Annotated in this window: 24 protein-coding genes and 1 tRNA gene; 6 read left to right on the top strand and 19 right to left on the bottom strand. The window is 72.8% G+C overall.

The window, feature by feature from the left end:
• Positions 1–14: 14 nt before the first annotated feature.
• The 3 genes from AB0M46_RS09315 to AB0M46_RS09305 all read right to left on the bottom strand — a co-directional run bounded on the left by AB0M46_RS09315 (position 15) and on the right by AB0M46_RS09305 (position 2,621).
• Complete coding sequence (locus AB0M46_RS09315; protein ID WP_363334133.1) at positions 15–797, bottom strand: SGNH/GDSL hydrolase family protein; 783 nt, start codon at positions 795–797, stop codon at positions 15–17.
• Between the two features lie 187 nt (positions 798–984).
• Positions 985–1,977 carry an SGNH/GDSL hydrolase family protein gene (locus tag AB0M46_RS09310; protein WP_363334247.1) on the bottom strand — a complete coding sequence of 331 codons (993 nt, stop codon included), beginning with the start codon at positions 1,975–1,977 and terminating at the stop codon, positions 985–987.
• Positions 1,978–2,207: 230 nt separating this feature from the next.
• A complete protein-coding gene (locus tag AB0M46_RS09305; RefSeq protein WP_363334131.1) occupies positions 2,208–2,621 on the bottom strand; it encodes a PPOX class F420-dependent oxidoreductase in 414 nt (137 codons plus the stop codon).
• A gap of 73 nt (positions 2,622–2,694) precedes the next feature.
• On the opposite strand from AB0M46_RS09305, the gene AB0M46_RS09300 reads away from it, so the two are divergent.
• Together AB0M46_RS09300 and AB0M46_RS09295 are read left to right on the top strand one after the other, a co-directional pair.
• Complete coding sequence (locus tag AB0M46_RS09300) at positions 2,695–3,045, top strand: YkvA family protein (protein ID WP_363334129.1); 351 nt, start codon at positions 2,695–2,697, stop codon at positions 3,043–3,045.
• 28 nt (positions 3,046–3,073) lie between these two features.
• The gene (locus tag AB0M46_RS09295) at positions 3,074–4,438 is read left to right on the top strand and encodes a cystathionine beta-synthase (protein ID WP_363334127.1); all 1,365 of its coding nucleotides are present in this window, start codon (positions 3,074–3,076) and stop codon (positions 4,436–4,438) included.
• Here the strand turns inward: AB0M46_RS09295 and AB0M46_RS09290 are convergent.
• The 3 genes from AB0M46_RS09290 to AB0M46_RS09280 all read right to left on the bottom strand — a co-directional run bounded on the left by AB0M46_RS09290 (position 4,431) and on the right by AB0M46_RS09280 (position 5,787).
• The gene (locus AB0M46_RS09290) at positions 4,431–4,802 is read right to left on the bottom strand and encodes a hypothetical protein (RefSeq protein WP_363334125.1); all 372 of its coding nucleotides are present in this window, start codon (positions 4,800–4,802) and stop codon (positions 4,431–4,433) included. The genes AB0M46_RS09295 and AB0M46_RS09290 overlap by 8 nt on opposite strands.
• A complete protein-coding gene (locus AB0M46_RS09285) occupies positions 4,802–5,587 on the bottom strand; it encodes a Bax inhibitor-1/YccA family protein (protein ID WP_363334245.1) in 786 nt (261 codons plus the stop codon). The genes AB0M46_RS09290 and AB0M46_RS09285 overlap by 1 nt, the downstream gene beginning before the upstream one ends.
• A 119-nt stretch (positions 5,588–5,706) precedes the next feature.
• A tRNA-Leu gene (locus tag AB0M46_RS09280) sits at positions 5,707–5,787 on the bottom strand.
• 190 nt (positions 5,788–5,977) lie between these two features.
• Here AB0M46_RS09280 and AB0M46_RS09275 point away from each other — a divergent pair.
• Positions 5,978–7,570 carry a hypothetical protein gene (locus AB0M46_RS09275; protein ID WP_363334123.1) on the top strand — a complete coding sequence of 531 codons (1,593 nt, stop codon included), beginning with the start codon at positions 5,978–5,980 and terminating at the stop codon, positions 7,568–7,570.
• A gap of 4 nt (positions 7,571–7,574) precedes the next feature.
• On the opposite strand, the gene AB0M46_RS09270 is transcribed toward AB0M46_RS09275, so the two are convergent.
• From AB0M46_RS09270 to AB0M46_RS09235, 8 genes are all read right to left on the bottom strand, one after another.
• Positions 7,575–8,942: an NAD(P)/FAD-dependent oxidoreductase gene (locus AB0M46_RS09270; RefSeq protein ID WP_363334121.1), complete on the bottom strand. Its 1,368-nt coding sequence runs from the start codon at positions 8,940–8,942 to the stop codon at positions 7,575–7,577.
• A 135-nt stretch (positions 8,943–9,077) separates the two neighbouring features.
• Positions 9,078–9,650 carry a hypothetical protein gene (locus tag AB0M46_RS09265; protein ID WP_363334119.1) on the bottom strand — a complete coding sequence of 191 codons (573 nt, stop codon included), beginning with the start codon at positions 9,648–9,650 and terminating at the stop codon, positions 9,078–9,080.
• Positions 9,651–10,976, bottom strand: coding sequence for a DUF58 domain-containing protein (locus AB0M46_RS09260; RefSeq protein WP_363334117.1), 1,326 nt, complete (start codon positions 10,974–10,976; stop codon positions 9,651–9,653). It abuts the gene before it with no gap.
• A complete protein-coding gene (locus AB0M46_RS09255; protein WP_363334115.1) occupies positions 10,969–11,958 on the bottom strand; it encodes a MoxR family ATPase in 990 nt (329 codons plus the stop codon). The genes AB0M46_RS09260 and AB0M46_RS09255 overlap by 8 nt, the downstream gene beginning before the upstream one ends.
• Entirely contained in the window at positions 11,955–12,617 is a 663-nt protein-coding gene (locus AB0M46_RS09250; RefSeq protein WP_363334113.1) for a hypothetical protein, read from the bottom strand. Before AB0M46_RS09250 ends, AB0M46_RS09255 begins: the two co-directional genes overlap by 4 nt.
• Entirely contained in the window at positions 12,607–13,356 is a 750-nt protein-coding gene (locus tag AB0M46_RS09245; RefSeq protein WP_363334111.1) for a DUF4129 domain-containing protein, read from the bottom strand. The genes AB0M46_RS09250 and AB0M46_RS09245 overlap by 11 nt, the downstream gene beginning before the upstream one ends.
• Positions 13,357–13,365: 9 nt before the next feature.
• On the bottom strand, positions 13,366–14,058 hold the full coding sequence (locus tag AB0M46_RS09240) for a uracil-DNA glycosylase (protein ID WP_363334109.1): 693 nt from the start codon (positions 14,056–14,058) through the stop codon (positions 13,366–13,368).
• A gap of 115 nt (positions 14,059–14,173) precedes the next feature.
• Entirely contained in the window at positions 14,174–14,824 is a 651-nt protein-coding gene (locus tag AB0M46_RS09235; RefSeq protein WP_363334107.1) for a hypothetical protein, read from the bottom strand.
• Between the two features lie 158 nt (positions 14,825–14,982).
• Between AB0M46_RS09235 and AB0M46_RS09230 the strand changes: the two genes are divergently transcribed.
• Positions 14,983–15,405, top strand: coding sequence for a hypothetical protein (locus tag AB0M46_RS09230; protein WP_363334105.1), 423 nt, complete (start codon positions 14,983–14,985; stop codon positions 15,403–15,405).
• 31 nt (positions 15,406–15,436) lie between these two features.
• Here AB0M46_RS09230 and AB0M46_RS09225 read toward each other — a convergent pair whose 3' ends face one another.
• The gene (locus AB0M46_RS09225) at positions 15,437–16,354 is read right to left on the bottom strand and encodes a Ppx/GppA phosphatase family protein (protein ID WP_363334243.1); all 918 of its coding nucleotides are present in this window, start codon (positions 16,352–16,354) and stop codon (positions 15,437–15,439) included.
• A gap of 19 nt (positions 16,355–16,373) precedes the next feature.
• Entirely contained in the window at positions 16,374–16,877 is a 504-nt protein-coding gene (locus AB0M46_RS09220; RefSeq protein WP_363334103.1) for an amino-acid N-acetyltransferase, read from the bottom strand.
• Positions 16,878–16,901: 24 nt separating this feature from the next.
• On the opposite strand from AB0M46_RS09220, the gene AB0M46_RS09215 reads away from it, so the two are divergent.
• Both AB0M46_RS09215 and AB0M46_RS09210 read left to right on the top strand, forming a co-directional pair.
• Positions 16,902–17,396, top strand: coding sequence for a cellulose binding domain-containing protein (locus tag AB0M46_RS09215; protein WP_363334101.1), 495 nt, complete (start codon positions 16,902–16,904; stop codon positions 17,394–17,396).
• Between the two features lie 37 nt (positions 17,397–17,433).
• A complete protein-coding gene (locus AB0M46_RS09210) occupies positions 17,434–18,378 on the top strand; it encodes an aminoglycoside phosphotransferase family protein (protein WP_363334099.1) in 945 nt (314 codons plus the stop codon).
• Here AB0M46_RS09210 and AB0M46_RS09205 read toward each other — a convergent pair.
• From AB0M46_RS09205 to eno, 3 genes are all read right to left on the bottom strand, one after another.
• Positions 18,355–18,885: a DUF501 domain-containing protein gene (locus AB0M46_RS09205; protein WP_363334098.1), complete on the bottom strand. Its 531-nt coding sequence runs from the start codon at positions 18,883–18,885 to the stop codon at positions 18,355–18,357. The two genes, AB0M46_RS09210 and AB0M46_RS09205, sit on opposite strands and share 24 nt — an antisense overlap.
• A complete protein-coding gene (locus tag AB0M46_RS09200) occupies positions 18,882–19,310 on the bottom strand; it encodes a septum formation initiator family protein (RefSeq protein WP_363334096.1) in 429 nt (142 codons plus the stop codon). Before AB0M46_RS09200 ends, AB0M46_RS09205 begins: the two co-directional genes overlap by 4 nt.
• Before the next feature lie 163 nt (positions 19,311–19,473).
• The gene (gene eno / locus AB0M46_RS09195; protein ID WP_363334094.1) at positions 19,474–20,751 is read right to left on the bottom strand and encodes a phosphopyruvate hydratase; all 1,278 of its coding nucleotides are present in this window, start codon (positions 20,749–20,751) and stop codon (positions 19,474–19,476) included.
• Positions 20,752–20,763: the final 12 nt, after the last annotated feature.

Below are 20,763 nucleotides of genomic sequence, written 5' to 3'. Positions count from 1 at the left end.
TCACAGCCGGACGGTCACACCCCGCGGCGCAGGGCGGCGGCCTCCTCGACGGCGGGGAGCAGGGCGTGGGCCCAGACGCGGTACCCGTCGGCGGAGGGGTGGAAGCCGTCGTGGCACAGCGTGCCCTCGTCCGCCCGGAACACCGCGCCGGTGCGGGCAGCCAGGTCTACCACCACCGCGCCGCCCGCCCCCGCCGCCGCGGCCTGCTGGCGGGCCACCCGCCGGCTGCGCAGGCCCAGCAGCTGGCGCAGGGGCGGGGCGAAGGCCCGCAGCGCGCCGAAGTCGGGGCAGGTGCCGACGACCACCGGGATGCCGGCGTCGTGCAGCCGGCGGCAGGCCGTGCCCAGGTGCTCGGCGGCCTCGGCGGCCCGGCCGAGATGGGTCACGTCGTTGGTGCCGACCAGCACCAGGGCCACGTCGGGCGCCGGGCCGACCAGCGCGCGGGCGACCTGGGTCGCCAGGTCGGCGGAGCGGGAGCCGGCGACGGCGACGCTGGACAGCTCGACCCGCCGGCCCGCGGTGCCCTCCGCGAGCAGGGCGGCGAGCTGGCCGCCGACCGTGTCGGCCACCCGGTCGACGCCGACCCCGAGGGCCGTCGCGTCGCCGAGCAGGACCAGGCGCATCGGGGGCTTGCCGGCCGCGCCGATGGACGAGCGCATGGCCAGGCGCATGTCGGGCTTGGCATAGTTTCGGGTGCGGGCGGCGACCGCCTGGGCGGCCAGCACCGCGGCCCCACCGACGGTGCCGGCGATGACGGTCACGGCGGCCACCTTGGCGAGGCGCTTGACGATGCTCACGCCGTCACCTCCGTTCCGGGTGTCTTGGCTCAGGGGTAGAACCGGACCAAAGCCGAGACTAACGGGCGAACGTGTCCGCGGCCTCCGGTCGAGAACCACATCACGCGGCACCTTGCGAACAGCGCGCCCGCCGTCGGCCGCACCGCGCCGAAGCCGAACGGAACAGCACGGACCGAATACGGGCAGGTCAGGCCGCCTCCGCCGCCCGGTCCGGGGTCCGGTCGGCCGCCTGGGGCAGCCGGTGCCACACCCGGCGGCGCAGCTGGGCCCAACGGCCCGCCGGCCCGCGGTCGCGCCCGGCCACCTGGGCCGCGCTGACCTCGGTGCCGGGGCTCTGGGCGGCCTCGACGGCGGCCTGCGGCAGCGACCGCACGCCCTCGCCCGCCCGCAGCGGCACGCCGGCCGCAGGGGCCGGGGCCGGCTCGGTGAGCGCGGCGACGACGGTCGGCAGCACCGCCCGGGCGGCGGCGAGGTAGCCGGCGCCGGAGGGGTGGAACCGGTCGAAGCTGAACATGCGGTCGGGCTCGGCGTAGAACAGCTCGCCCAGCAGGTCGCCGAGTGACACCGTGCGCCCGCCGGCCTCGACCACCGCGATCGTCTGGGCGGTCGCCATCTGCCGGCTCCAGCGCCGGGCCAGCCAGCGCAGCGGCGGCTGGATCGGGCGGATGGTGCCCAGGTCGGGGCAGGTCCCGACGACCACCTCGACGCCCGCCCCGCGCAGCGCGCGCACGGCGGACACCAGGTTGCCGACGGCGGTGTGGACGCTCACCCGGTGGGTCACGTCGTTGCCGCCGATGCAGATGACGGCGATGTCGGGCTGCTGGCGCAGGGCCACCTCGACCTGCGGGGCCAGGCCCTTCGACTCGGAGCCGACGACGGCCAGGCAGCGCATCCGCACCGGGCGCCGCAGCTGCTCGGCGAGGCCGGCCGCGACGGAGGCGGCGAAGGTCTCGCTCGGGCGCTCGGCGCCGTAGCCGGCGGCCGAGGAGTCGCCCAGCACGACCAGGCGGACGAGCTCACCGGGGAAATGCGCGCCGTAGACGCCGTCCGCGCGGGGTGGCGGGCCGACCACCGTGGGGATCGTCTTGCGGGCCAGAAGGGCCTGGCCGAGGACCAGTCCGTAGAACAGTGCTCCCGCGCCGGCGACGCCCCCGCCGCCGACCACCGCCGCCGCAGCTATCCGCCGTGCCCGCTCCGACTGCAAAAACACCACCGCTGTGTGCCCTTTCCCCTGCCCAAGGTCCCCGCGAACCCGAGGCTCCCAAGTTCCGCGAACCCGCAGGCGCCCAGGGTCCGCGAACCCGCAAGCGCCCAAGTCCGCGAACCCGGGGCTCCCCAGGTCCCCGCGAACCCGAGGCTAACCCCCACTCTGCGGACGTTTGCCGTTATTGGTCCGCATCCCGATCGTCCTCATCCCGACCGATCGGGGCCGGCCCGGTGCAGCGAGATCCGGATCAGCACCCGCTGGTCCCGCAGCATCGCCGCGCGGTAGTCCTCCCAGTCGGGGTGGTCCCCTCCGGTTGCCCGCCGGTAGTAGTCGACCAGACCTTCCACGCTCTGCGGCGGGTCGACGATCGCCGCCTCGCCCTCGACCTGGATCCAACGGCCGAAGAAGCCGTCGGGAAGCACGCACAGCGCCGCCCAGGGGTCGCGCCGCAGGTTGCGCACCTTGTAGGCGGGGACGCGGCTGCTGATCAGGACCCGCCCCTCGGCGTCGACGACGGCCAGCACCGGCGACATCTGCACCCCGCCGTCGGCCCGGCGGGTGGCCAGCACTGCCTGGTGCTGCTCGGCGATCACGGCCCGCGCCGCATCGAGATCCATGTCGTCATTCTTACCTCGGCGCCCCGTGACCGGCGACGTTACATTCATAGCCAAGACAGAGAGGGCGGTCACCATGGCGGAGAGTGCGCTGCGACGGCGGATGGCACTGACGGCGCTGCTGCGGGTGTTCAAGGCGGACACGCCCGGCATCGGCAAGCGGCTGGCCGCGCTGCCAAGAATGATCAAGGCGACGATGAAGCGGGAGTACGACGGCGGGGCCCGGCTGGCCATGCTCGCCGCCGCCGGCGTCTACATCATCTCCCCCATCGATGCCGTCCCCGAGGCCTTCCTGCTGGTCTTCGGCCTGGTGGACGACCTGGCCGTGGCCGGGTACTTCGCCGGCGCCCTCATGGACGAGCTGGAGCGCTTCCTGGAGTGGGAGAAGCTGCGCGACAACGTCATCGCGGGCCACGTGATCCGATAGAAAGCCAACGCCCGTTAGGCTTGGCGACGTGCGCTACTACGACAACGTCGTCGAGTTGGTGGGCAACACGCCCCTGGTTCGGCTCCGCAACGTCACGACCGGCATCTCCGCCACCGTCCTGGCCAAGGTCGAATACCTGAACCCGGGCGGCAGCGTGAAGGACCGCATCGCCCTGCGGATGGTCGAGGAGGCCGAGAAGGCCGGCCTGCTGCGCGAGGGCGGCACGATCGTCGAGCCCACCTCCGGCAACACCGGGGTCGGGCTGGCGCTGGTGGCGCAGCTCAAGGGGTACCGCTGCGTCTTCGTCTGCCCCGACAAGGTCAGCGAGGACAAGCAGAACGTGCTGCGCGCCTACGGCGCGGAGGTCGTCGTCTGCCCGACCGCCGTCGCCCCCGAGGACCCGCGCTCCTACTACAACGTCTCCGACCGCCTGGCCCGCGAGATCCCCGGCGCCTGGAAGCCCGACCAGTACGCCAACCCGGCCAACCCGCGCTCCCACTACGAGACGACGGGGCCGGAGGTCTGGGAGCAGACCGAGGGCCGGGTGACGCACTTCGTGGCGGGCGTCGGCACCGGCGGGACCATCTCGGGTGCGGGCCGGTACCTCAAGGAGGCCTCCGAGGGCAGGGTGCGCGTCGTCGGGGCCGACCCCGAGGGCTCGGTCTACTCGGGCGGCACCGGCCGGCCGTACCTCGTCGAGGGCGTCGGCGAGGACTTCTGGCCCACCACCTACGACCGCGGCATCTGCGACGAGATCGTCGAGGTCTCCGACAAGGAGTCCTTCGACCTCACCCGGCGCCTGGCCCGCGAGGAGGGGCTGCTCGTCGGCGGCTCCTGCGGCATGGCCGTGGCCGCCGCGCTGAAGGTGGCGCGCGCCGCCGGCCCCGACGACGTCGTGGTGGTCCTGCTGCCGGACGGCGGCCGGGGGTACCTCTCCAAGATCTTCAACGACGACTGGATGGCCCGCTACGGCTTCCTGCGCACCGCCGAGCAGACCCCGACGGTGGCCGACGTGCTGGTCGGCAAGGACGGCCGGATGCCGGGCATGGTGCACGTGCACCCCAACGAGACGGTCCGCGACGCGATCGACTACATGCGTGAGTACGGCGTGTCCCAGCTGCCCGTCCTCAAGGCCGAGCCGCCGGTCGTCACCGGTGAGGTGGCCGGCTCGATCGCCGAGCGCGACCTGCTCGACGCGCTCTTCTCCGGCCAGGCCCACCTGCACGACATGGTCGAGCGCCACATGTCGGCGCCGCTGCCGATGATCGGCGGCGGTCAGCCGGTGAGCGAGGCCGTCGCGCTGCTGGAGAAGGCGGACGCGGCGGTGGTGCTGGTGGACGGCAAGCCGGCGGGCGTGCTCACCCGCCAGGACCTGCTCGCCCACCTCACGTAAAGGCACCCCGCAGGTTGTTGATCCGCTCAGCGGCGTCCGTCTGCACCGCGGCCGGCGCGAACCGCCGCAGGTCGGCGGCGACCACCGTGAGCTGATCGGGCAGCGCCAGGTCGTTGTCGAGCCGGGGCACGAGGAGCGTGGGACGCCCCTCGGCCTCGGCACAGCGATCGGCCATCCACTGCACCAGGTCGTGCATCAGGTCGGCCCTGGAGGCCCCGGACACGCTCGTGCCCGGTCCGGCTCGATCCGGCTTCGCGCCGATCGACCCAGACCAGGCGGACGCCGCCCATCGGGGCGGCGTCCAGTGTGAGACCTGACCGACCAGCTTGCGCACGGCGGCGCCCAGCTGATCTTCGTCCGACATCAGCGGCGCAGGTAGCTCAGCAGGCGCAGGATCTCGTAGTACAGGAAGATCAGGCCGACCAGGATGCCGAAGGCGCAGTACCAGGCGTACTTCTCCGGCAGGCCGTAGCGCATGCCCTGCTCGATCGCGTCGAAGTCGAGGATGAACGTCAGCGCGCCGACCACGATGATCACGATGCTGAAGATGATCGGGACCAGGCCCACGGAGCCGCTGGTGCCGTAGTCGCGCAGGCCCAGGTTGAGCCCGAACAGGTAGAACAGCCAGTTGGCGAAGCTCAGGACCACGACGCCGATCAGGGCGCCGATGACCATCTTCGTGAACCGGGGCGTGGCCCGCAGCACCCGCAGCTTGTAGAGCACGGCCATGACCGCGAAGATGCCGAACGTGCCGATCACGGCCTGGATGACGATGCCGGAGTACCAGTGCTCGAAGGCCCGGCTGATGATGCCGAGCGCGATGCCCTGCAGCGCGGCGTAGGGGATGATGACGGCCGGGCTGGTGATCCGCCGGAAGGAGACGACCAGGCCGAGGACCAGGCCGGCGATGCTCGACATGATCGCGGCGAAGTAGGTGACCGGGCTGCTGGCAGGCAGCAGCACCCAGGCACCCGCGCCGACGACGCCGGTGATCGCGAGCAGCGCGATGGTGCGGACGACGACGTCGTCCATGGTCATGGTGCGGGGCTGGACGGGCGCGCCGGGGTAGCCGGGCGCATACCCGGTCTCGTAACGGGAAGCCCGCGCCGCCTCGCCAAGGCGGGTGAGCACCGGGTTGGAACTCTGCACGATCAGCCTCCAGGGCGTCTCATTCACGTGTACGACCAGGGTACCGCGAATGGGCGCGCCGAAAACGGCCACCATACAGTGAGACGTGACGGTTTGATGAAAAAAGCCCACAACGTGTGTGCCCGGGGCGGGGTTCGAACCCGCACGCCTCGCGGCAGCCGCTTTTAAGGCGGCCGTGTCTGCCGTTCCACCACCCGGGCGTAGAAACGCGTCTCACGGTAGCCCGTCCGACGAAGCATCAACACCGACAAGGGGACGGCCGTTACTGTCATCCGGGTGACCAGCGCCCCGCAGACCGACGAGGCAAGGACTGCGCCGGTCGAGCAGCCAACATCAACCGGTTCGCCGATGCGCTCGCCGCGCACATGGACTATAGATGCCGCCGCGGGTTTGCTGTTTGCCCTGGCCGGGGCCCTGGTGACCCGCGGGCTGTGGCCGTCGCCATCGACCCGGGCGCTCTCGGGCAACCCCGCCGACCAGGCGCTGGGCGAATGGTTCCTCGCCTACGCGACCCGAGCGTACCGCGGCGACTTCTCCTTCGTGACCGGTGCACTGAACGCACCCGACGGAGTGAACCTCCTCGGCGTCGGCATCCTCTTCGCGCCCCTGACGCTGGCGCTGGGCGCGCCCGTGACCTTCGCCGTGGTGGCCGGGTCCAACCTGGCCGCCAACGCCACCGGGTGGTACCTGCTGCTGGCCCGCGGCGCCGGCCTGCACCGCCTGGCCGCCCTCATCGGCGGCGCCTTCTGCGGCTTCGCGCCCGGCATGGTGAGCGAGTCCAACGGGCACCTGCACCTGACGGCGGCCTGGCTGGTCCCCCCGATCGTGTGGTGCGCGACGCGGCCGACCCCGCGCAAGGGGGTGCTGCTCGGCGCGCTCGTGGCCGGGCAGTTCTTCCTCGGCGAGGAGGTGCTGTTCCTCGCGGTGTTCACGCTGGCGCTCGTCGGCCTCGCCTACGCGGCCACCGCCGCCCGCACGGGGGCCCTGGCCTGGGCACGGGAGGCGCTGCCGGGGCTCGGAATCGCCGCCGCCGTCGCCGGGGCGCTGCTGGCCTACCCGCTGTGGGTGCAGTTCTCCGGGGCGCAGGCCGCCCGCGGCGGGGCGTTGCGGCCCGAGTTCGCCTCCGCCGACGTGCGCAGCTTCGCCGCCATCTCACCGCGGTCGCTGGCCGGCGGCGACGGGGCGGCCTCGCTGGCGAGCGGGCCGTCGGAGTACACCGCCTTCTTCGGCGCCCCCGTGCTCATCGTGGTGCTCGGCGCGACCGTGTGGATGTGGCGGCGCCCGGCGGTGCTCGCGTGCGCGGTGGCGTCGGCGGTGCTGCTCGCGCTGTCGCTCGGGCCGCGGGCCGGGCCCTACGCGCTGCTGGACGGCCTGCCGGTGGTCGAGCGGGCGCTGCCGACCCGCTTCGCGCTCGCCGCGATCCCCCTGCTGGCCTTCGTGCTGGCGCAGGCGGTGCACGCCGCGCTGACCCAGACCGAGACGCTCGGGCTGCTGGTGCCGGTGGCCGTGGTGGCCGCGCTCGTGCCGCTGGTGCCGCTGCCGCTGCCGACGGCGCCGCGACCGCCGGTGCCGAGGTTCTTCGCCGAGGGGTACTGGCGCGGCTTCGCCCCCCGCGACGGCACGATCGTGCCCGTGCCGCTGCCGGACGCCCGGGATCCGCAGGCGCTGCGCTGGGCGGCGGCCACCAACGTCGCGTTCGCCACGCCGCAGGGCCGCTTCATCGGGCCGTACGGCAGCGACGGCCGCAGCTACCCGCGACCGACCGCCCTGCTGCTGCGCCACGCGGTGGACAACGGCGACCCGCCCCCGCTCACCGACGCCGACCGGATGGCCCTGCGCCGGGACATCGCCTACTGGCGCGCCTCCTGCTTCGTGCTCGCCGACGGCCAGCCGGGCGCCGAGGCGCTGAAGAGCACCCTCGACACCCTGCTGGGCCCGGGCGAGCGCGTCGCCGACGTGTGGGTGTGGCGCGCCAGAGGCTAGGCGGTTAGGCGGCCTTCCGCGCCGCCGTGTCGGGCGTGCGGACGGGCAGCGGGATCGGCACCGCGACCTCGGTGAACGCCTCGCGCGGCTCGTGCAGCGAGCCGAGCGCGACGACCTCGCGGCGCAGCACCAGCTGGAGGGTCCAGTCGACGAGCACCCGGATCTTGCGGTTCAGGGTCGGGATGCGGCTCAGGTGGTACGTCCGGTGCATGAACCACGCCGGAAGGCCCCGCACCTTGATGCCGTAAACCCGCGCCGCGCCCTTGTAGAGCCCGAGGCCGGCCACCGAGCCGACGTGCTTGTGCCGGTAGTCGACCGGCTTGCGCCCGCGCACCACGGCGGCGATGTTGTCGGCCAGCTGCGACGCCTGGCGCACCGCGTGCTGGGCGCTGGGCGAGCACAGGGCAGCGGGGTCGGACGAGGTGAGGTCCGGCACCGCGGCGCAGTCGCCGGCGCTCCAGGCCCCCTCGACCACGTTGCCCTCGGCGTCGACCACCTGCAGCGTCGGCTTGCAGGTGATGGCGCCGCGCGGGCTGAGCGGCAGGTCGGTGTCCTCCAGCATCGGGTGCGGCTTCACGCCGGCGGTCCACACGATGGTGTCGGCCTCGAAGGCTTCCCCGTCGGAGAGCTTGACCAGGCCGTCGACGCACGACTCGAGCCGCGTGCCGAGCCGGATGTCGATGCCGCGCCGGGTGAGCTGGACCGCGGTGTAGGCGCCCATCTCGGGGCCGACCTCGGGCAGGATGCGGTTGGCCGCCTCGACCAGCATGAAGCGGACCTCGTCGTTCGGGATCTCCGGGTAGTACCGCAGCGCGCCCCGGACCATGTCCTCCATCTCGGCGAGCGCCTCGACGCCGGCGTAGCCGCCGCCGACGAAGACGAAGGCCAGCGCCCGCCGGCGGGTGGCCGGGTCGGTCGTGGTCGCCGCGACGTCGAGCCGGTCCAGCACGCTGTTGCGCAGGAACACCGCCTCGCCGATGGTCTTGAAGCCGACCGCCTGCTCGCGCAGGCCCGGGATCGGCAGTGTGCGCGAGACCGAGCCGGGGGCCACCACGATGTGGTCGTACGGCACCTCGCGGGCCGGCCCGATGATCGGCTGGACGATGGCCACCTTGCGGTGGTGCTCGATGCTCGTCACCGTGCCGGACAGCACGTGGCACCGCTTGAGCTCGCGGCGCAGCGGGACCACGCTGTGCCGGGGCGAGATATTGCCGGCCGCCGACTCGGGCAGGAACGGCTGGTAGGTCATGTGTGGCTGAGGGTCGACCACGGTGACCTCAGCCTCGTGCAGGTTGAGCTTCTTGGACAGGCGCAGGGCGGCATAAAGCCCGACGTGCCCGGCACCGACGATCAGGATTCGCTTCGCAGCCACGAAAACAACGCTAGCCACGCGGACGCCGCCCGATCAGTCAGGCGGAGGACATGTAATGAGCGTTACCCGGGCTGTAACGGCCGCCACAACCACCGAAGCCCGTCGATGGACGGCCGGTTACCTCCGGGCCAACGCTCAGGCGCGGCGGGCTATCAGGTAGGCCAACGCGCCGGCCGCCACGACGCCGACCAGCGAGGCGACGAGGAACACAGGGCCGACGGTCAGCTTGACCACCAGCAGGAGTGCCACGCTCACGATCGCGCTTGCCGCGACGATGCCACCGGCCCGCAGCAGCCAGCCGACCAGCACGCCCGGGGAGAGCACGGCGTCGTACGGCAGCACCGCGGCCAGGGCGGCGAGGGAGTGCATGAGGTACAGCGTCGTGGACAGCGTCACCAGCCGGACCACGTCGTCGACCGGCTCGCCGTAGACCAGCGTGCCGGCCAGCCAGCCGAAGACGCAGGCGAACACGGCCAGCCCGACCATCCGGGTGCGCGGAAAGGCGGCCGGCAGCAGGGCGACCACCCCGGCGATGCCGATGGCGGCGACGCTGCGCAGGACCTCGGAGGGGAAGGCGAGCACCATGCTCAGCGCGGCGAACACGGCCACGCCGGCCCGCACCAGCAGGGGGCCGGCCGAGGCGCGCTCGACCAGGTCGCGGGCGTGGCCGATGCGGCCGGAGAAGTATTCCTGCAGTTCCTCGAACATCTACGCGGTCACCGTCCGGCCGACCGCCACCCGGGCCACGCCCTGCAGCACCTCGTCGAGGCTTCCCGCGCCGCCCCAGGCCACCACCGGCACCCCGTGCTCGCGCAGCTGGCCGATGATCGCCTCGCGCTCCAGCCGCCACATCCGCTGCGCGACGTCGCCCCACTTGCCCGTGGCGCGCACCCGCACCGCCGGATCCGCGAGGGTGTCCACCGCCACCACGAACCTCCCGGCGCGGGCCAGGTTGGCCAGCATGGCCGCCGACCGCACGTCCAGCAGCGGGGTGAGCACCATCACCAGCGCGTTGGCCTGGACCATGTGCGGGCCGAACGACGACGGCGGGGGCTCGTCGTGCTCGCCGGGCGCCACGTCCAGCAGGAACTCCAGGGCCGTCATGTAGTGCCGCCGGCCGCTCGCCGCGCGCAGGTGGCGCATGGTGCCGCCGTACTGCAGCAGCGCCACCCGGTCGCCCCGGTGCAGGTAGTGCTCGGCGATGCCGGCCGCGGCCCGCACGGTGACGTCGAGCACCGAGGCCCGCCCGTCGATGCCGCCGGAGCGCCCGGCCTCGTGCAGCGCGTCGAGCAGCACCACGACCTCGGCGTCGCGGTCTGACAGCGTGCTGACCACGTGGATCTCGCGGGAGCGCAGCGAGACCCGCCAGTCGATGCGCCGCAGCCGGTCGCCCGGGCCGAAGCGGCGCACCCCGGCCAGCTCGCCGCCCTCGCCGGTGCGCCGGGAGCGGTGCCCGCCGACGTGCCCGGCCGCGCGGGGCATCGCCTCGGCCGCGTCGAAGTGCTCGGTCGCCGGGTAGGCCTTGAGCGGCAGCGCCGGCGTCTGCACGGGCCGGCTGATGAGCAGCCCGTCGGCGGCGATCGCGTGCGCGGTCACCGGCCCGAGCGGGTGCCGGCCCCAGCGCAGGATCCGGCCCTCCAGCTCGACGCCGGCGAGGGTGCCGGCCTCGACGTTGACCGCGTAGGGGCGGTCGGTGTGGCGCAGGCGGACCCACCGCGGCACCACCGCGCGCACCACGACCAGGTCGAAGCCGGTCGGGTTGGGGTTGCCGAGGTTGACGGTGACGCCGAGGTCGTTGCCCTCGACGAGGAACGGCTCGGCCGCGGTGACCTCGACCACGGGCACCCGGCGGGGCCGGCGGACCAGCGAGATCGCGGTGCCGATCGCGAACGGCGTGGCCAGCACGACGAGGTTGTACTGCCCGATGAGCACGGCGACGAAGACGAGCACCCCGACGATCAGCACGGCCCGGCCCAGCGCCCGGGTCGGCTCGAACGCCCGGGCGTGGGATCGGGGCGCGCCCCGCTCAGCCACGCCTTCCGCCGTACGTGGGCATTGCGCCGCTGGCCGGGGCCGGGGTCTGGGCGAGCACCTCGCCCACCACCGAGCGCGGGTCGATGCGCTTGAGCCACATCTCCGGTCGCAGCGAGATGCGGTGGGCCAGCGCCGGGACGGCGACCGCCTTGACGTCCTCGGGCACCACGTAGTCGCGCCCGCTGAGCGCGGCCGCGGCCCGGGACAGCAACAGCAGCGCGAGCGAGCCGCGGGGCGAGGCGCCGACCAGCACGTGCGGGTGGACCCGGGTGGCCGCAGCGAGGGAGACGATGTACCGCCCGATGGAGTCCTCCACCACGACGTCCTCGAGCGCCGCCTGCATGGCCAGCAGGGTCTCGGGGTCGACGACCGGCTCGAGGTTGGCCTCCTCCTGCCGGCGCGACATCCGGCGGCGCAGCACGTCCCACTCCTCGTCGGCCTCCGGGTAGCCGAACGACACCCGCAGCAGGAACCGGTCGAGCTGGGCCTCCGGGAGTGGGTACGTCCCCTCGTACTCGATCGGGTTGGCCGTGGCGAGCACGTGGAACGGGGCGTCCAGCCGGTAGGTCGCGCCCTCGACCGACACCTGCCGCTCCTGCATGGCCTCCAGCAGCGCCGACTGCGTCTTCGGCGGCGTGCGGTTGATCTCGTCGGCCAGCAGCAGGTTGGTGAAGACCGGGCCAGCCCGGAACGTGAACTCGTGGTTGCGCTGGTCGTAGAGGAACGACCCGGTGACGTCGGCCGGCAGCAGGTCCGGGGTGAACTGCAGCCGCCGGAAGCCGATGCCCAGCGCCTGGGCGAACGAGCGCGCGGTCAGCGTCTTGCCCAGGCCCGGCAGGTCCTCCAGCAGCACGTGGCCGCCGGCGAGGATGCCGGCCAGGACCAGCTCGAGGGAGTCGCGCTTGCCGACGACCACCGTGCCGACCTGGTCCAGGACCACCTTGGCGATCCGGCCCACCTCGGCCGGTGCGAGCGTCTTCATAGCGCCTCCACCTTTGCGACGATCGATGCTAAGTCCTGCGGGCTGGGCACGCGGGACGGTGTGTAGTGCAGCAACTGCCAGAGCTCCTCGCCGACCAGCTCGCGGGCCTGCTCGGGGGCCGCGGCCAGGGTGATGCCGTGGCGCTCGCGCAGCCGGGCGTCGACGAGGTCGGTGAAGCGCGGGACGACCAGGGCGGCGAACCGGCCGGGGTCGCGCTCGCCCCACACGAGCCGGTCGTTCCACTTGGCCACGGCCAGCAGGATGCCGTCGCCGGCCGGGATGGCGTCGCGCAGCTCGCGGCGGGTCGGCCGGTCGTCGCGGGCCGCCGCGCCTTCCTTCGGCGGGTGCACCGGCCGCAGCCCGGCGCCGGTCACCGCGGGCGGCAGCAGGTCGGCGTGCACCTGCACGAGCGCCTCCCGCATCACCTGGATGGCCACGATCGACAGGAGCACGAGGGGGTACGACACGGAGTAGCCGACCACGTACAGCACCCCGCACCCGACCGAGGTCAGCGCGACGGCGATGAAGACCCGGCGGATCCACCAGCGCGTGTCGAAGGGCCGGGACGGCCGGCGGGTCGGGCGGGCGTCGGGCCGCGGGGCCGAGCGCCCGGTGTCGAACAGCTCGTCGAGGCCGACCACCCGTTCCTCACGAGGCACCCGGGACACCCCCCTGCATCGCCCGGCCGACGCCGGACAGCTCGGCGCGGATCTGGCGCAGGGCGGCGATCGCGTCGTGCCGCGAACGCTCGCCGACGGGGTGGGTGGCGTAGCGGGCCTCGCGGTACACCTCGGCGAACCCCTCCAGCGTCGGGCGGCTCACCTGGTGGGCCGAGAGCAGGCGGGTGACCAGCTCGGTCGGGCTGTCGCCGACCAGGCGGGGGGTCCCGGCGGCCGCGGCGGCGCGCTCCAGGCGCACCCAGCACGCGATGACCGCCTTGCGCGGGTCGGCGTCGGTGTCGGTGAGCTCGACCAGGCCCGCCTCGACGGCGGCCATGACCTCCTCACCCGCGGCCGCGGTCATGGGCTTGGGCTGCTCGGGCTCGACGAAGAGCCGCGGCTTCTGCTTCGGGGCGCGGTTGCGGACCAGGTGGTAGACCAGGGTGCCGACCAGGACCGCGATCAGCACGACGCACAGGGCGGCCATGCCGTACGTGACCCAGGACGGCAGCGCGAAGGAGTCCCCGGCGTCGGCGGGCGGCGACTCGGTGAACAGGTCGATCTGGCTCGTCGGCGCGCTCGTCGGCGTCGGCCCGGGCGTGTCCTGGTCGGGCAACGGCACGTTGGTGATCTCGGGCGAGGACATCGCGGCGGCGGCCGCCGCGACGGCGAGCACGGCCACGACGCCCAGCACCGGCAACCAGCGGCTGAAGGTGCGGTCCGTGGCCCTCACTGGCATCCCGTCGCTCTACGAAAGCCCGGCGAGCTCCTTCGCCCGGGCGAAAACCTCGTCCAGCATTCCTGGCGTGAGCCGACCGGTAAAGGTGTTCTGCTGGCTCACGTGGTAACAACCGAGCAACGCGGGGGCGCCGTCGGCCCGCCACAGCGTGCCGTGACCGAAAGGCACCTTCCGCGCCGGTGCTACACCGTAGACGGCGCGCGCGGCGGGCCAGAAGGCGGCCCACGCGAACGCGCCGAGCGCCACCACGACCCGCAGGTCGGGGACGAGTTCGCGCATCTCGCGGTGCAGGAAGGGGGCGCAGTTGTCGCGCTCGGCCGGGGTGGGCTTGTTGTCCGGCGGGGCGCAGCGCACCGCGGCGAAGATCCGGGTGCCGCGCAGCGTGAGACCGTCGTCGCTGGACGTGCTGGTGGGCTGGTTGGCCAGGCCGGCGCGGTGCAGGGCGGCGAAGAGGACGTCGCCGGAGCGGTCGCCGGTGAAGATCCGGCCGGTGCGGTTGCCGCCGTGGGCGGCCGGCGCCAGCCCAAGGATGGCGATGGGCGCCCGGTGCGGGCCGAAGCCTGGCACCGGGCGCCCCCAGTACTCCTCATCGCGGAACGCCGCCCGCTTGGTCGCCGCGACCTCCTCCCGCCACGCCACCAGGCGGGGGCAGCGGCGGCACACGGTGATCTCGGCGTCGAGCCGGTCGAGCGCGTCTCCCACCCGTCGAACGTTAGCCGGACGGCGACGCCGACGGCGCAACCGATGCCGACGGCCCGGGCACGCAAAAGGCGGCCCGCCTCGGGGAAGCGGACCGCCTGGAGCTTGCTGCCGGGACCTACTTGGCGTCGTCGAGGCAGAGGGCCTTGCCGCTCGCCTCGTTGGTGCCCTGCCACAGCACGTACTTGGCGTCGGAGAAGTCGCTGCAGACGGTCGCCTCGTCCTTGAGCGCCTCGGTCTGGGCCACGCCGTCCTTGATGCCCACGACCTTGTACTTCGCGGTCGAGTCGTCGCACTTGACGATCTTGACGCTGACGCTCTTGGAGGCCGAGTCCGTGATCGAGTCGCCGGCCAGGCAGTCGCCGACCGTGGCGTTGGACGGGTCGCTTTTCACCGTGTCGGCGATCTTGTTCCACGTGTCCTTGGCGAAGAAGTAGATGCCGCCGCAGCAGACGAGCGCCAGGACGAGGATGACGCCCAGGATGATCAGGATGATCTTGCCGGCGCTGCTCTTCTTCGGCGGCGGCGGGGCGCCGAACGGCGCACCGGGCGCGCCGGGGCCCGGGACACCGTACGCCGGGGGCTGCTGGTCGTACGGGTTGCCCGACGTCGGCTGGCCATAAGGAGCACCCGACGGCTGGCCATAAGGAGCGCCAGACGACTGGCCATAGGGAGCGCCCGACGACTGGCCGTACGGGGGCTGGTCGCCGCCGTAACCCCCGCCACCGGGAGGCGGGTAGCTGCCGGGCGGCGGGTACTGGTCAGACATGTGTTTCCTTCCGGGGGTATGCCGCAAAGATCACCCTAACGGACCAAAAGGCGGTTGAGCTTGGAAAACCGGCCCTCCCGCCCCATGGAACCGGCTCACGATAGCCGTCGAGCGCCAATACGCGCACTACCGAGCGTGCTCGTATTACGGTGTGCGCCGTGACCGATCTCTTGAAACGACTCGCCGCGGCCCCCGGCGTGTATCGCGGACGCGGCGACGGACTGGAGTCCGGCCCCTTCGTCGCCCGCATCAAGGTGACCTCGGTGGTGCGCGGAAACGCGATCACCCTGGACTACGAAGCGGTCAGCGACAGCAAGGGACTGCAACACGTCGAGCACACCATCCTCACGGCGAGTGAGGCCGGACGGCTCGAACTGCATGTCACGTGCCTGGAACTGCCCGGTGTGACCCGATTCGTGCAGAGCGAGCCGGGGGTGTTCAACGCCTACGAGGGCGCGCTGCTCGCAAAGATCATCATCACTATGCCGAGCGATGGCGTGCTCACGTACGGGTGGTGGTGGTCACGCGACGACGCCGATCCGCGCGAGCAGTCCCGCGCGGAGGTGCGACGGACGGGCTGACCTGCTCTGACGTGAATCCGACACGTGCCGGTCAGGCCAGGGAAAGTGCGATTCCGTCGAGAATGTCCGACTCGGAGGCGATGACCGAATCGGCGCCGGAGCGCTCCACGATGATCCGCAGGATCAGCGCGCCCGCGCCGATGACGTCCGCGCGCCCGGGATGCATGACCGGGTGCTCGAGGCGCTTCGCGGCGGTCTCGGCGAGCAGGCCGGCCGTCACCTTGGCAACGTCGGCGGCGGTGATCCTCGCGTGGTGGATGCGCGTCGGGTCGTACTCCGGGAGCCCCAACGCCAGCGCGGCCACCGTCGTCACCGATCCGGCCAGCCCGACCAGCGTCCGCGCCCGGGTGCCGTCCACGGCGGCGAGGGCCCGGTCCACGGCCGCGGTGATGTCCGCCTCGGCCGCCGCCACCTGATCCGGCGTCGGCGGGTCGGCCCGCAGGTGCCGCTCGGTCATCCGCACGCACCCGATGTCGACGCTGATCGCGGCGTCGACCTGGTCGTTGCCCGTCGAGGGGCTCCCGACCACGAACTCGGTGGACCCGCCGCCGATGTCCACCACCAGGAATGGCGCCTCGGCGGTGAGGCCGCGCACGGCGCCGGCGAAGGACAGCCGGGCCTCCTCGTCGCCGGTGATCACCTCGGGCGCGAAGCCCAGGGTGTCGAACACCATGGCCCGGAAGTCGGCGGCGTTCTCGGCGTCGCGGGAGGCGCTGGTGGCCACCATGCGGGCCGCGTCGACCCCGGCCTGGGCGATGTCCTTGGCGTAGTCGGCGAGGGCGACGCGGGTCCGCTCGATCGCCGCCGGGGCCAGCCGGCCGGTCTGGTCGACGCCCTCCCCCAGCCGGACGACGCGCATCTGGCGCGTCACGTCGCTCATCCCGGAATCATCGGAGATGTCCGAGATGAGCAGTCGGACGGAGTTGGTGCCGCAGTCGATCGCCGCCACTCGCTTCACGGTCGCCAGCCTACAAATGCAGCAGCATCCGGTGGTTGCCGAGGGTGTTCGGCTTGACCCGCTCCAGGTCGAGGAACTCGGCCACGCCCTCGTCGTAGGAGCGCAGCAGCTCCTCGTACACCGGGTGGGTGACCGGCGTGCCGTCGATCGGCACGAAGCCGAACGAGGCGAAGAACCTCGTCTCGAAGGTGAGCACGAACACCCGGCGCACCCCGATCTCGCGCGCCGCGTCGATCAGCTCGGCGACGATCCGGTGGCCGATCTTGTGGCCGCGCAGCAGCGGGTCGACCGCGACCGTGCGCACCTCGGCGAGGTCCTCCCACATGACGTGCAGGGCGCCACAGCCGACGATGGCGCCGTCGCTGTCCCGCTGGGCCACCCAGAACTCCTGGACCGCCTCGTAGAGCGCCACGGTGGGCTTGGACAGCAGCCGGCGGTCGGCGACGTACATCGCCACGAGCCGGCGAATCCCCCGCACGTCGGCGGTTCGCGCCCGTCGAACGGTTACCTCCATGGTCGTAAGGGTAGTGGCGCGCGGGTGTGGCATCTGACACGCGACCGGGTGCTGATGATCACCGCTGCGGTGATGACGGTGGTGGCCGGCACGATGACGGTCCTGTACCTGACCAAGGGCACCAACTCGCCCAATCCGACGCGCCCGATGGCGGGCGCCAGCGGGCCGCCGCCGACAAGCGTGGCGGCGAGCGACCCGGCAACGGCCAAGCCCGGCACCGTGAAGGCGGCCTACGCGGTGCGCAGCAAGTGGAAGGACGGTTTCAATGCCGAGATGACCGTGACCAACCTGGGCAGCCAGCCAATGATGGGCTGGATGGTGCAGCTCGACCTGCCCAAGACCGTCGACATCACCTCGACGTGGGGGGCCACGGCGCAGGTCCAGCCGGGCCGGCTGATCATGCGGTCCCAGGCGTACAACACCTATCTCGAGCCGGGCGGGGCGATCAGGATGGGCTTCGAGGCCAAGGGCGACGCTGCGCAGCCCACCAGCTGCTCGGTGAACGGCTCGCCCTGCTGACCCCGCCGGCCTTGTTCCATTGACGTACCTTGTCGGAGTGTTGACGCCACCCGCTGGGCTTTCCGAGGACGCGCTCGGGGCGATGTTCGCGAAGGACTGGGGCATCCCGGTGAAGTCGCTGACGTACCGTCCCGTCGGTTTCGGCAGTCACCACTGGGAGCTCCTGGACACCTCGGGCTCCCGGTGGTTCGTCAACGTCGACGAGCCGGCCGACCCGGCCAAGCTGGACGCCTCGCTGCGCGTCGCGGCCGACCTCTACGCCACCGGCCACACGTTCGTGGTCGCCCCCGTGCCCACCCTGGCCGGGACGGCCACCCTGCGCAGCGGGCCGTTCACGATCGCCGTCTATCCGTTCGTCGAGGGCGCGAGCTTCGAGTGGAACGCGTTCGCCGGGCCGGCGCACCGGCAGGCGACGCTGGACATGATCATCCGGCTGCACACCGCGCCGCCGGTCGCGCGCCGGCACGCCCGGGCGGACAACTTCGCGGTGCCGCACCGCGACGAGGTCGAGGCCGCCCTGCGCCGCCCCGGCGCCGAGTGCGGCCCCTACTCGGTGCCCGCCGCCGACCTGCTCGCCGAGCACCGCCGGCCGCTGGAGCGGGTGCTGGCCCGCTACGACGAGCTGGTCCTGCGCAGCCGCGCCGAGCCGGTGCGGGCCGTGCTCACCCACGGCGAGCCGCACTCGGGCAACACCATGCGCACCCCGACCGGGTGGCGGCTCATCGACTGGGACACCGTGCTGGTCTCGCCGCCGGAGCGGGACCTGTGGCTGATCGAGCCGGGCGACGGGTCGATCTTCGCCGCCTACGCCGAGGCGACCGGCGTGCTGGTCCGCCCGTCCACGATCATGCTCTTCCAGCTGCGGTGGGCGCTGGCCGACATCGCGGTCGAGGTGCGCCGCTTCCGCCGCCCGCACACCGGCACCCAGGACGACGCCGAGGGCTGGGAGATCCTGCGCTCAGTCGTCACCAGCATCGAGTGATCCCTGCGGTGCCACGCATGGCCCCTGCTTCCACCACTCGCCGGCCTTCGCGAGGGTCTCGTCGCCGAACGGGTTGACGCCCGGACCGACGGCCAGCGCGTGGCCGAGGTGGACGTGCAGGCACTTGACCCGGGTCGGCATGCCGCCGGCCGACACGCCGTCGATCTCGTCGACGTGCCCGACCGCCTCGCGCCGGCGCAGGTAGTCCTCGTGGGCGGCCAGATACTGCGCGGCCAGCTCCGGGTCCTCGGCCAGCCGTGCGCCCATCTCACGCATGAGGCCGCTGGACTCCAGCCGGCTGCACTCGCTCACGGCGCGGGGGCAGGTCAGGTAGAACAGCGTCGGAAAGGGCGTGCCGTCGGGCAGCCGCGGGGTGGTCTCCACGACGTCCGGCAACCCGCACGGGCAGCGGTGGGCGATCGCGCGGGTGCCCCGCGGGGTGCGGCCGAGCTGGGCCGCGACCACCGCCAGGTCCTCGTCGGTGGCCTTCGGGAACTCGTCACTCACTTCTTGTCCGCCGCCTCGACGCTCGACCACAGCTTGTCGTACCAGGGCCGGGGCGGCTTCGGGGCGCCCGGCAGCTCCGCGGGGTCGGTCTCCGGGCTTTTGGCCGGGTCGACCACCACGTAGGGCTTCTCGCCGGGCAGGACCATGTGCAGCCGCTGCCTGGCCTGGGAGATCACGTACTCCGGGTCGTCCCACTTCTTGGCCAGCGCCCGCATGTCGGCGACCTTCTCGGCCTGCTGCTGCTGGCGCGTCTCCATCGCCTCGATCTCGGCCTGCTGGGCGAGGTAGACCCGCATCGGGTAGGCGTAGGCGAGCAGGAGCACCAGCAGGACCAGCCCGAGCACGACGGCCCGGCTGGTGAAGCGGCGCGGCTGGGGCGCGCGGGTGCGCATGGCGGCGCCGGGCGCGACCGCGCGGCGGGCCACGGTGGGACGGGAGGACGCACGGCCCACCCCGGCGCGACCGCGCGGTGCGGAAGCCTTTCCGCCCGGACGGCCCGGCCTGGTGCGCTGCTGCATGCCCTCCCCCAAGGTCCGCGCCACCCGCGGCCCGTGCTGCACGCCCGGGCCGCGGGGGTTTCAGAAGCGGTTAACGGTACCGCGGGAAGGCCCCGCGCCCGGCGTAGCGCGCCGCGTCGTCGAGCTCGTCCTCGATGCGCAGCAGCTGGTTGTACTTCGCCACCCGCTCGGAACGGGCCGGCGCGCCGGTCTTGATCTGGCCGGTGCCCAGGGCGACGGCCAGGTCGGCGATCGTGGTGTCCTCGGTCTCGCCCGAGCGGTGGCTCATCATCGTGCGGAACCCGGCCCGGTGGGCCAGGTCGACGGCGTCGAGCGTCTCGGTGAGCGAGCCGATCTGGTTCACCTTCACCAGCACCGCGTTGGCGGTCTGGGTGGCGATGCCGCGGGCGATGCGCTGCGGGTTGGTGACGAACAGGTCGTCGCCGACGATCTGGATGCGCGAGCCGAGCGCGTCGGTCATCGCCTTCCAGCCGTCCCAGTCCTCCTCCGACAGCGGGTCCTCGATGGACACGATCGGGTAGGAGTCCACGAGCGAGGAGTAGTAGGCGATCATCTCGTCGGACGACTTGCTGCCGCCCTCGAAGCCGTACGCACCGTCCTTGAAGAACTCGGTCGCGGCCACGTCGAGCGCGAGCACGACGTCGCTGCCCAGCGAGTAGTCGGCCTTCTCCACGGCCTCGGCGATCAGGTCGAGCGCGGCCGCGTTGCTCGGCAGGCTCGGGGCGAAGCCGCCCTCGTCGCCCAGGCCGGTGGCCAGGCCCTTCTTCTTCAGCACCGACTTGAGCGTGTGGTACACCTCGGCGCCGGTGCGCAGCGCCTCGCGGAAGGTCGGGGCGCCGATCGGCGCGATCATGAACTCCTGGACGTCCACGTTGGAGTCCGCGTGCGCGCCGCCGTTGAGGATGTTCATCATCGGCACCGGCAGCACGTGGGCGTTGGGCCCGCCCAGGTACTTGAACAGGCTCAGCCCGGCCGAGTCGGCGGCGGCCTTGGCCACCGCGAGCGAGACGCCGAGGATCGCGTTGGCGCCCAGCCCGGACTTCTCCGGGGTGCCGTCGAGGTCGAGCATGGCCTGGTCGACGAGGCGCTGCTCGGTGGCGTCGAAGCCGCGCACGGCCTCGGCGATGCGCTCGTTGACGTTCTCGACCGCCTTCTCGACGCCCTTGCCCAGGTAACGCTTGCTGTCGCCGTCGCGCAGCTCGTTGGCCTCGAAGGCGCCGGTGGAGGCGCCCGAGGGCACCGCCGCCCGGGCCAGGGTGCCGTCGTCGAGGACGACCTCGACCTCAACCGTCGGGTTGCCCCGCGAGTCGAGGATCTCCCGCGCGCCGATTGCTTCGATAGTGGCCACTGTCGTGTCACT

The organism is Dactylosporangium sp. NPDC051485 (genome assembly GCF_040682015.1).
GTDB lineage: Bacteria > Actinomycetota > Actinomycetes > Mycobacteriales > Micromonosporaceae > Dactylosporangium.
The sequence above is the reverse complement of the archived record's forward strand: the minus strand, read 5'-3'. Positions and strand labels throughout refer to the sequence as shown.

What these genes read in the sequence shown, in the direction of transcription:
- AB0M46_RS09305 (WP_363334131.1), bottom strand. Translation starts at nt 2,621, where the DNA reads ATGGATCTCGATGCGGCGCGGGCCGTGATCGCCGAGCAGCACCAGGCA.
- AB0M46_RS09300 (WP_363334129.1), top strand. Translation starts at nt 2,695, where the DNA reads ATGGCGGAGAGTGCGCTGCGACGGCGGATGGCACTGACGGCGCTGCTG.
- AB0M46_RS09290 (WP_363334125.1), bottom strand. Translation starts at nt 4,802, where the DNA reads ATGTCGGACGAAGATCAGCTGGGCGCCGCCGTGCGCAAGCTGGTCGGT.
- AB0M46_RS09265 (WP_363334119.1), bottom strand. Translation starts at nt 9,650, where the DNA reads ATGTTCGAGGAACTGCAGGAATACTTCTCCGGCCGCATCGGCCACGCC.
- AB0M46_RS09255 (WP_363334115.1), bottom strand. Translation starts at nt 11,958, where the DNA reads ATGAAGACGCTCGCACCGGCCGAGGTGGGCCGGATCGCCAAGGTGGTC.
- AB0M46_RS09245 (WP_363334111.1), bottom strand. Translation starts at nt 13,356, where the DNA reads ATGCCAGTGAGGGCCACGGACCGCACCTTCAGCCGCTGGTTGCCGGTG.
- AB0M46_RS09235 (WP_363334107.1), bottom strand. Translation starts at nt 14,824, where the DNA reads ATGTCTGACCAGTACCCGCCGCCCGGCAGCTACCCGCCTCCCGGTGGC.
- AB0M46_RS09220 (WP_363334103.1), bottom strand. Translation starts at nt 16,877, where the DNA reads ATGGAGGTAACCGTTCGACGGGCGCGAACCGCCGACGTGCGGGGGATT.